The sequence below is a fragment of the Priestia sp. FSL H7-0729 genome, assembly GCF_038005685.1.
Lineage (GTDB): Bacteria > Bacillota > Bacilli > Paenibacillales > Paenibacillaceae > Paenibacillus.
Genome location: NZ_JBBOTQ010000007.1, coordinates 305,627 through 314,050, shown reverse-complemented (window position 1 = coordinate 314,050; position 8,424 = coordinate 305,627). Strand labels below are relative to the sequence as shown.

The following is an 8,424-nucleotide window of genomic DNA, read 5'->3' as shown; positions in this document are numbered from 1 at the left end:
ACTTGGGCCGCCGCAGTTTGCTCGGCGGCCTGCACTGCAGCGGCTGCGCGCGCGCCAGCCCGCTGTGCAGTGTCCTTAACATTCGCAGATGCATGGCCCTGCGAATGTCCCTCGCCACGCCGGCGCTCGCCTGGCTGTGGCTCAGCAGGATCAGTTACAACCTCATCTGCCAAACCATCATGCTCCGGAATTGTCTCTTTCTGCTCGTTACCTTTCATTCCCTCTATCCGCTTGCTCTTCCTCCGTCTTCTCCTCTTCTTCCGAATACCTGAAGAAGAGGGTGAAGAAGCCACCACGTCAGCATGTTGATCGTCATTCGAAGATGACGAGTCTATTGACGGTGGAGACACCAGACCTCTATCCGACTCAGACATCGTAGCAGACCCATGCTCCACCCCATCGGAGGTACGACCTGCCTCATATCTCGCAGATGCAGAGGATCTGGCAGTAACAGCATGTGTCTCCAAGCCATCCCGTTGACTCTCCATCCGTTCATTCGTTCGCCCACTCACGCTTGAACCCACATCGTGATCAGCAGCCTGTCCACCAAGCTGGCGACAGCTGCGACAGGCTCCCCGTCTGGCTCCGGGACCTGCCCGCTTTCCGGTTCTGCGCCGGAATTCGGACATCGGCCGCTGTTGTCCGCAATACATACATGTTTTGCTCAGTCGCGCTTCTTGTTCCGTCTTTCCTTGCCGGAAAGGGGCTGGACCCGTCTCCATATTGTCACCTCGGTTCCGTATGAATCCGGTTTCTTTCTATTGTATCACATCTGCTCGTGAACACCCTCATGCCCATAGGCCTGATAATCTTTCGAGTTGTAATCCTGTGTCTGTTCACTGCATTCGTGAAGAATGTGTTCCACGTATTCCAATATATCTTGCATCGGTCTCCCGCATTTTTCGCATGTTGTCATTATATTCACCTTAATCCTGTTATCCATAATGTATTATCGTTCCGCCTTATGATTACCCTTCAACTACGAAAAAGAAACACTCGTTCCCCATATTATGCTTATCTGTGTAGGCAAAAAAACCGCTCCCTGCTCTCCCCTAAGGTCGACCAAGAAACGGTTTATTATTCCTGTGTTGGAAATACATCTTAACGAACGTCCAGTTGGCCCGAGTTCTGTTGCGGGGCCAGACGTGGTTTGGGTTTTGGCAGATTGCCAAAGATGACCCATGCATATGGAACGAACCTTGCTGTCAATCCAACGACGATCCACGAAGCAATTAGAGCTACCCCAAATCCTCCGGCATACCAGAGATGCACTAACCAGGAGACTCCTGTTTGCGGCGGAAATTCACGATACACCAGCAGGAAGAAAGGATGGATCAGATAGATGCCAAAGGAAAGTGATCCCAGCCGATTCAGCGGCTTGACGATCAGTGACGGCCCTTTGCGATAGAGCAAGTAGGCAATCTGGATAAGTACCAGCGCGCAAGCGAAGGTATGCACATTCCAGAAGAATTCATACCACAGTGTGTTATACGTTGCAATCTTCAGACGCAGCAGATAATAGATATACACATGGCCAAGTCCGGCAATGATCCACACCGCCCAGAGCAGAATCCATGAAGCTACGCGTCCTTTGGTAGCATTGGCCCGACTGATGACAAACCATTGCTTAATTTTAGGGAAATACACCCCGATAAAAGCACCCAGCATGAAATACGAGAAGTATGAGAACGCCCAGCTTCCCTTGTTGGGTACCTGGAATCCATATTTATTGCTTACGATGAATGCCCATTGAATCAATAGTCCAATCGGAACAGACCATTTCACCACGGAAGGATACTTTTTGAGCAGCCATAATACCAATGGGAATAACAGATAGAATTGCATGTTAATAAATACAAAGTACAGATGTGTATAGGCCTTACCTGTAAACAATTTTGTAATAAAGCTTACTGCCGATTCGCCGAAAGGTCGGCCCTGATAATGCGTAAAATGCAACAAAACAAAATACATCAATGAAAACAGGAAGTATGGAAGTAAAATATATACAAATCTTTTCTTGTAAAAGTTACTCACAAGTTTCTTGTCCAGCGGACGGGAATAATAGTTATAGAACAGTACAAAGCTGCTCATAAAAATAAAGGTTGGCGTACCATATTTCATAAAGATATTAATAAAGTTGTACAGCCAGTAGTAGCCTGAGCCCGTCATGTCTACCGTCGCATAAGACGTGGAATGCACGCACAGTACGCCGATAATTGCCATGGCACGTACCAGATTCAGCTCTGGAATTCGCTCTCTTTTCAGTGTTTCACTCATGTTCACGTTTCTCCTTCATGTGTTCGTCAATATGTCAGATATGACTTAATACATTAAAGCTCTCTATCTATTAAAAGCCATATTGCTTAAGAAGGGTAGTCCAATTTCTTAATAATTCCTAAATTTTCATCACATTTCACACTATTTTCATGTCTATATATGTAAAAAAGACCGCGACTACGCGGTCTGTAGAACATCCTGTGTTCAACCAATTAATTGTTGGTTCAACCGGATGAGAATGGTAAATCGGGTTCAGGAAGGAATCATCCTCGGACCGATTCTACTTCTCACGGCTCGCCAAAATCTGTTTATACACGTCAATCGCCGCCTGTCTCGATGCCTTCAGATCCACAATGGCACCCTTACGAGGTTGATGGATGTCCTTGCTATGCAGTTCTTTCAATCCAGGCAACCACTTGCGAATATAATCACCTTGCGGATCATATTTCTCAGATTGCGTTACCGGATTGTTTACGCGAAAATACGGAGCTGCATTCTCGCCAAGCGAAGCACACCATAGCCAATTCCCCCGGTTCTGAATGTTATCATAGTCACTCAGCTTGCGCCTGAAATAGGCTTCACCCAAGGTGAACGGGCATTGCAGGTTTTTGGTGAGAAACATCGCCGTGAGAATCCGCAGCCGGTTCGGCATATGCCCGGTTTCATTCAGTTCCGTCATGGCTGCATCAATAATCGGAATGCCAGTCTCCGCCTTGCACCATCGTTCAAAGTGATCATCATGGAGAGCCGAGAGATCGTACACCTTTTCATAGGTAAAATAGTGACTCTCATAGACCGCCCGATATAGATAGAAGTCGCGGAAGCACAGCTGCCTGATCCACTCTCCAGCTTCCGCCGTGCGATTCGCGGCATCGTACATTTTGCGGATCGACACAGCTCCAACCGCTACATACGAACTGAGATGACTCGGCTCGTAAGCCTCATATTCATCTCGATGATCCCCATATTCAGCAATTCGATCCGATAAGAATTGATCCAACAGCAGATGCGGGTCCTCATCCTTCGAACCACTGCCCTCCAGCAACTCCTGAGGTACCTGCATTGCATCCGGCCAATCAATCTGACGATCACTCACCTTCAACTCTGCAACCGTTGTTGCCGAAGGCGGGTTGGGATGTTCATTCATGAATTCCACCCAACGCCGATGAAAAGCCGCAAATACCTTATAAGGCTCCGACTTGCCTGTAAAATTGGCAAATCCATTCAGATCCATCAGCAGATGATCCGTCAGTTGCGTGAAGGTAACCTCGTGTGCCTCGCTGACTTTGCGTATGGCCCTGTCCCTCTCGATTGCATATGGCGTCATGTCCCGATGGACCACAACCTCATTCATCTCGCCTTTGAATTCGTTCAGGATGTAATCAACCACTTCAGCCGGTTTTCCGTAAGCAACATGCAGTTTTTGTTTGGCTTCAAGATACTGCCTGCCTAATGCCGCTGCATGCTGTCTAAAATTCACACCACTGTGTTCCTTCTCTCGTCCTTGACGCAGTAGAAATGGATCATAGATGAGAACATGCACACTCTCTTCGTCGTGTTCCCGCAAATAATCGAATGCAGCCAGATCATCCGTACGCAGATCTTTGCGGTGTATGAATAGCTTCATGCCTCATCCTCCTGTCTGAGCTTACGGCTATTTATCCGTCAGGCTCTGATATAACCTGCTTGTTTCCGGCTCTGGCTGATGTCCCAGATCCTCATTCAGGGTCACTGTAAATGAATGATATAAACGAAGTATACCTTGCTGATCATCCATGGATGCATACACTTCCATCATGAGTCGGCAGATTTCTTCCGAATAAGGCTCCCGTTCCTGCAATATCGTTAATTGCTCAATCGCTTCCTTGCCACGTCCATGCGTCATGTCCCATCTCGCGATATCCATAACCAGCCCTGTATACTTGCGTCTGAGTTCCCTTGCTTTGGCCTGTGCCCACCGATAATCATGCTCTTCCAGATAATCGCCACGATAAAGCGGAATCATGTGCCTCAAGTCACCGACATTGTCTGATGTGATGACGTTGTAGACCATAGCTTTTTCAAATTGATCCACATCACTTACCAGATTGCCTGATAACAGACGATAGCGGTTCATATTGTATTCCAGCTTGCCTGTCATGTTCCATTCCTTAAGCAGCTTTCGAATCTGGTACACGGAAGTATGTAGATGGGTTAACCCCTTTTCCTGGGGGACATCACCCCACAGCTTATCCAGCAGAATCTCTTTGCTTACCCATTCTTCCCTGTGATGAAACAAGAAAGCAAACAGTTCCTGTGATTTGGTTGTGCGCCACTTATGTTTCTCGGCACCCAGATCCAAGCTTCTGTAGATATCCAGATGTTTGAACGTAAGTAGCCCCGGAACTTCGGTATCCAGCTCCACAGAGGCAGGTTCCGGTTCCTGTACCTCGGCGGTGGCTGCAACCTGGGAGGTATATGACATTGTGCCCGCAATCCGATCAATGGTTTTGGCCAATCGTGCAGAGCTTACCGGTTTAAGCACATAATCCAGTGCATGCAGCTCAAATGCCTCAACCGCATGGTCCGCATAAGCGGTAACAAAGATAATACGAATGCTCTGATCCAATTGCTGTATATATTCAGCCGCTTCTAGGCCATTCATCTCCGGCATGCCAATGTCCAAAAATACAACATCTACACGTTCCTTTGCCAGAAAATGAAGACCATCACGAGCTGTTGAAAAACATTGCACGGGTGTAATTCGTCCGTCCGTTCGCAGTAAACGCTCCAGATGAAGCTGCGCCGGCTTCTCATCATCGATCACAATGGCTCTCACCGTTCTTCCAGCCTCCTGCTATGAAAGATTCAATAGGAATACCGATTTTATCGGCATCCGCTTATTAGTCTGTTAACCATATTTGCTTAAATCGGCACATTATTGGGCTTAATTCACCTTTTGCACAGGGATACGGAATCGGATCTGCGTGCCTTTACCCACATGGCTATGAATCTCCAGTCCCTGACCATAGAGAGACATCAGGCGACGGTTTATATTTTGCAGACCAACTCCACCCGGGCCTTCGGTGCGCCCAGACTTGACCTGAGCCATACGCTCAGGAGGGATACCTACACCATCATCCTGGACCTGTACGACTACATGCTCTCTCTCTTGGAAAATCCTAAGATGGACTGTCCCGCCGGCTGCCCGCTCCATCACGCCGTGGCGAATAGCATTCTCCACAAGTGGCTGAATACTGAGAGGTGGCAGATACAGATGTACGCCCGATTCCACCTCATACTCAACCACCAGTCTTTCCTCAAATCTGGCCTGTTCCAGATGCACATAAGACTCCACCAATTCCAGCTCTTTGGTCAGAGGAACAAGCTGCTCCCTGTTCTGGAAGTCAAAGCTTCCACGCAGGTAATGACTGAGTTCAATTAGCAGATCGGTTGCTTTGTCCGGATTCACTGCACAGGTCGCGATAATGACATTGAGTGCATTATATAGAAAGTGCGGCTTGATCTGGGCCTGCAAAAAGGCCATTTCAGTGCGAATAGCTTCCTGCACCGAACTCCGCATTTCAATTAACGTCCGAACCCGGGCACGCAATTCACCGGCATCCACCGGTTTGCTCAGGAAGTCATTGGCTCCCGCCTGGAATCCGTGTTTGATATCCTCAGGTAACCCGCGGGCGGTCAGCATCAGAATTGGCAACTCAGACAAGGAACTGTGCTCGCGCAGCTTGCGACATAACTCAAGCCCTGACATTTTGGGCATCATCCAGTCCGTAATAACCAGATCAATGGACGGGAATTCTTCTCGGAGTTTCAATGCAGTGGACCCGCTGTCCGCTGCAATCACACGATATCGTTCGGTCGATAACAGGTTAAGCAATACCTGTCGATTCACGGGGTCATCATCTACAATCAGAATGGTGTGCTCCGCCTCCGTAAGCTCATCCGGCTCATCTGATTCCCTTGTCACGAACTCCTTCGTCCCTGCCCCCTGTGCAGCAACATATCGGGCGGCAACAGGTTTCGAATGAGTTTGCAGCAGCGGCATCTTCATAACAGGCAAGGTGAAATGAAACGTTGAACCTTGTCCTGGCTCCGATTCAACCCAGATCTCCCCACCACCAAGCTCGACAAGTTTCCGTGTAATACTCAGACCCAGTCCGGTTCCATCATTGAATCGTTCAATTGTCCCGTTACTCTGCTCATACGCCTGAAAGATATCCTCCTGTTTATCCAAGGCAATGCCTACCCCTGTATCAGCGACAGATACCTTTACCCAATCCCCTTCGACACTAGCGTACAACCGAATCTCACCTTGCTCAGTGTACTTATAGGCGTTACCGAGCAGGTTGTACAGAATTTGCCGAAGGCGATCTTCGTCTGCCTCAACAAGCGGCAACGACTGGGGCCATTCCTGAATTAGCAATACCGGCTTGTCCTCGAACGTGAAACCCGATACTTCAACCACAGTACGAGCAACGGATTCCAGATCAACAGCCACCCTTTTCAACTCGATCTCACTATTTTTTAATTTGGAAAAATCCAGAATATCATTAACCAGCAGTGACAAGCGCTTACCGGTTGAAGTAATCATGGACAGATTTTTGGCTTGCTTGGGTGTTACCGCTCCGGCAGCCCCTTCCAGCATTGATTGCGCAATGTTAATGATGCCATGCAGGGGAGTTCGCAGCTCATGGGACGTGTTCGCCATGAATTCGTCCTTGAGGCTGTCAATGGCAAGCAATCGCTCCGACAGGGCTTCCACGTCGCGGAATGATTGTGCGAAACGGATTGCGGTCACAATCATCTGGGCAATTACAAATAATAAAAGTTCAATCAGCGCGAAGAATGCTGTATCTATGGCAGTAAATGCACCAATCGTGTGCAATACAACAACCATAAGTATGCTCATCATGCTCACCAGTGCAAAGTGGCTGTCATTCGGACGTCCTTTCAACCAATAGAACATCGCTCGCAGGGAATAGAACATGACAAAAAGCGAGATCAGCAGCATAGGAAGCTCAAAAGACGAGAAAAGCGTCGGCGGGAGCGTTAGACCCACAATGGTTTGGGCAACGATTAACACAACAGCCAATCGAACAAACCACTGATGAACCGCTCCCGGTACACGGGCATCCATATACCGAAGTAAAAAGTAATAGGCAAATGCTGAACTAAGAAGCTGAATCCGAAGCATCTCATTATTGGTTAGGAACGGCACAAACGTTCCCAGTAACTTCTCCCCATGGGTCAGAGCGTATACCGCACCGGAAAGGCTGAACAATCCGAGGAAACGGAGCTCCTTCTCGGTACGCCGTAATCTGAACAGAAGTAGAAAAAAAGCGGCTGGCAAAATAAAACCGAATAAGGTCATCAGATCCTTGAGCCAATCCTGTTGCTGGCTTTTCAGAATACTATGCTCGTCTCCAAACAAAATGGGCGCTACAATGCCCCCAGAAGAATAACTATAGTTTGATACCTGAATGATAATGTCAGCCGTGTTGCCCTCAATGGACGTAAATCCTGTAAAGGGTAGATTTAATTGTACATCTGTCGCCGGGGTCATTCCTGGCAGGCCTTTGCCGCCAATCTCTTTACCATCGATAAATACCCGGTGAGCCATACGTATATTCCGCGTGCGTATACCATAATCGTTTTTCATCGTCCGTGGTGTAAGCTGGACTTGCAAATGATAGGTCCCATACCCATGTGCTTGCCCCATAGATTGGTTCCAGCGTGCCGGAACCTGAGTACCAGAGGAAGCTGGCAATGGTTTGCGACCGGATACACTTGCTTCTATATCTGCCGGGCTCAGCAACTGACCAGGGTAGAAATCCCAGTCTCCCTTTAAAGACGCTGCACCCATACGATTAAAATCCCATTGGGTCAGGTCAATTTTTCCATCCGTAGCCTGCGGGTTACTCCGCTCACTAATTAACGTCTGGGCGATCCAGCCCAGTGGAACAATGACAATACATATGAAGCTGATGGTCAGCATAATCCAGTGTTTTCTCATCTATGTATTCCTTCCATTCACAATGGCGAGAGACGTCTAATTTTGTCGATTAATCCCTATAATTTCATGTTACACGTTTCTGGTGCTCACGGAAATAGTTTCCGTTCATAATCGGCCAACTTCGTTATAATTTG

The 8,424-nt window shown here is 48.1% G+C and carries 4 protein-coding genes and 1 pseudogene; all 5 read right to left on the bottom strand.

What is annotated here, in order from left to right; all coding sequences use genetic code 11:
• A pseudogene (locus tag MHH93_RS18090) lies at positions 1–722 on the bottom strand (hypothetical protein); the annotation flags it as partial.
• A 379-nt stretch (positions 723–1,101) separates the two neighbouring features.
• The gene (locus MHH93_RS18085) at positions 1,102–2,277 is read right to left on the bottom strand and encodes an acyltransferase (RefSeq protein WP_500055127.1); all 1,176 of its coding nucleotides are present in this window, start codon (positions 2,275–2,277) and stop codon (positions 1,102–1,104) included.
• Positions 2,278–2,557: 280 nt separating this feature from the next.
• Complete coding sequence (locus MHH93_RS18080; protein ID WP_500055126.1) at positions 2,558–3,904, bottom strand: cryptochrome/photolyase family protein; 1,347 nt, start codon at positions 3,902–3,904, stop codon at positions 2,558–2,560.
• A gap of 27 nt (positions 3,905–3,931) precedes the next feature.
• The gene (locus MHH93_RS18075) at positions 3,932–5,095 is read right to left on the bottom strand and encodes a response regulator (RefSeq protein WP_500055125.1); all 1,164 of its coding nucleotides are present in this window, start codon (positions 5,093–5,095) and stop codon (positions 3,932–3,934) included.
• Between the two features lie 108 nt (positions 5,096–5,203).
• Complete coding sequence (locus MHH93_RS18070) at positions 5,204–8,290, bottom strand: ATP-binding protein (RefSeq protein ID WP_500055124.1); 3,087 nt, start codon at positions 8,288–8,290, stop codon at positions 5,204–5,206.
• Positions 8,291–8,424 lie beyond the last annotated feature (134 nt).

Coding starts and splice junctions, on each gene's coding strand:
- MHH93_RS18085 (WP_500055127.1), bottom strand. CDS start 2,277: ATGAGTGAAACACTGAAAAGAGAGCGAATTCCAGAGCTGAATCTGGTA.
- MHH93_RS18080 (WP_500055126.1), bottom strand. CDS start 3,904: ATGAAGCTATTCATACACCGCAAAGATCTGCGTACGGATGATCTGGCT.
- MHH93_RS18070 (WP_500055124.1), bottom strand. CDS start 8,290: ATGAGAAAACACTGGATTATGCTGACCATCAGCTTCATATGTATTGTC.